This window comes from Halogeometricum sp. CBA1124, from assembly GCF_009741955.1.
GTDB lineage: Archaea > Halobacteriota > Halobacteria > Halobacteriales > Haloferacaceae > Halogeometricum > Halogeometricum rufum.
Genome location: NZ_WPCD01000357.1, coordinates 1 through 1425, shown reverse-complemented (window position 1 = coordinate 1425; position 1425 = coordinate 1). Strand labels below are relative to the sequence as shown.

Sequence of the window (1425 nt, the reverse complement as noted above, 5' to 3'; positions counted from 1 at the left end):
GGTCTGTCTACTACGGCCTCCACCTCGCCGGCTTCGCACCGAACATGGACCTCTACACGCCGTCGCGCACGCGTTGACGACGATGGCCGACGGGCGGGTTCCTCCCCCGAAGCGCGGAGCGCGGAGCGTTCTCGCCGGCGATTCAGTGGGCCATCACCCTGTTCATGGTCGTCGCGGGGACGAACTTCGCGCTGTTCTGGTACGTCCTGATGGGCGAACCGAGGCGGCTGACGGGGAACACCGAGTTCCGGGCGTACTTGGCGGCGATGCTGGCCGTCACGGGCGTCTTCGTCGTCCTGTTGTTCACGGGGCTCGGCCTCGACGTGTCGCCGTCGAACGTCGCGCCGATTCCGGGGCACCTCGAACACGCGCTCCGACAGGCCGCCTTCCAGACGGCGGCGGTGGTCACCACGACGGGGTACGCCAGCATGGACTTCAACACGTGGGACCAGTCGGCGCAGCTCATCCTCCTGTTCGCCATGTTCCTCGGCGGGTCCGCCGGGTCGGCGGCCGGGTCGGTCAAGATAATCCGCTGGTACCTCGTCCAGAAGACCATCCGTCGAGAGCTGTTCACCTCGGTCCACCCCGACGCGGTGCGACCGGTCCGACTGGCCGACGAGGTGATAGACGAGCGGACCGTCCGCGGCCTGTTCGTCTTCACGATGACGTTCGTCACCATCTTCGCCCTCTCGACGGTCGTCCTCTACCTCGACAGCCTCCGTGTCGGCCTCGAACTCAGCGCCATCGAAGCCGTGAGCGCCTCCATCGCCACCCTCGGGAACATCGGCCCGGGCGTCGGCGTCGTCGGGCCGATGAACAACTTCCTGCCGTTCTCGCCGTTCTCGAAGCTCTACATGGTCGTCCTGATGTGGATCGGCCGACTGGAGATTCTGTCCGTCCTCATCGTGTTCACGCCGTCGTACTGGCGCGCGTGAGCGACGGCGTCGGCGGGTAGCGGCGAGCCGCCGACCTCACACGGCGGCGGTGACTTCCTCCGCCACGGACGAGTCGACGAAGAGGACGACGTGGTCGCCGACTTCGACGACTGTATCGCCGCGCGGCGAGACCAACTCCCGGTCCCGCACTATCGAGCCGACGACGACGCCCCGCGGGAGGTCGGCGACGGACTCCCGAATCGGTCGCCCCGCGAGCACGCTGTCGCCGTCCACCTCCACTTCGAACACCTCGGCGCGGTCGTCCTCGATGAACGTGAGTTTCTCGGCCGTCTCCTCGCGCGTGATCCGCGTAATCTCCTCCGCGGTCACGACGCGCGGGTTGACCGCCGCGTCCACGCCGACCGTCTCGAACAGGTCCCGGTGGTCTCCGTCCTCGACCACCGCGACGGCCCGCTTCGCGCCGAGTCGCTTCGCGACCAGCGCGGCGAAGAGGCTGTTCTGGTCGGAGTCGAGGGCGGCGACGACGACG

At 68.0% G+C, this 1425-nt stretch carries 1 protein-coding gene and 1 pseudogene; one reads left to right on the top strand and one right to left on the bottom strand.

Annotation, left to right across the window (positions count from 1 at the left end; all coding sequences use genetic code 11):
- A pseudogene (locus GJ632_RS21465) lies at positions 1-935 on the top strand (TrkH family potassium uptake protein); the annotation flags it as partial.
- Between the two features lie 36 nt (positions 936-971).
- Here GJ632_RS21465 and GJ632_RS21460 read toward each other — a convergent pair.
- Positions 972-1425, bottom strand: a 454-nt coding sequence (locus GJ632_RS21460) for a TrkA C-terminal domain-containing protein (RefSeq protein WP_197428154.1), incomplete at its 5' end; no start/stop codon positions are given.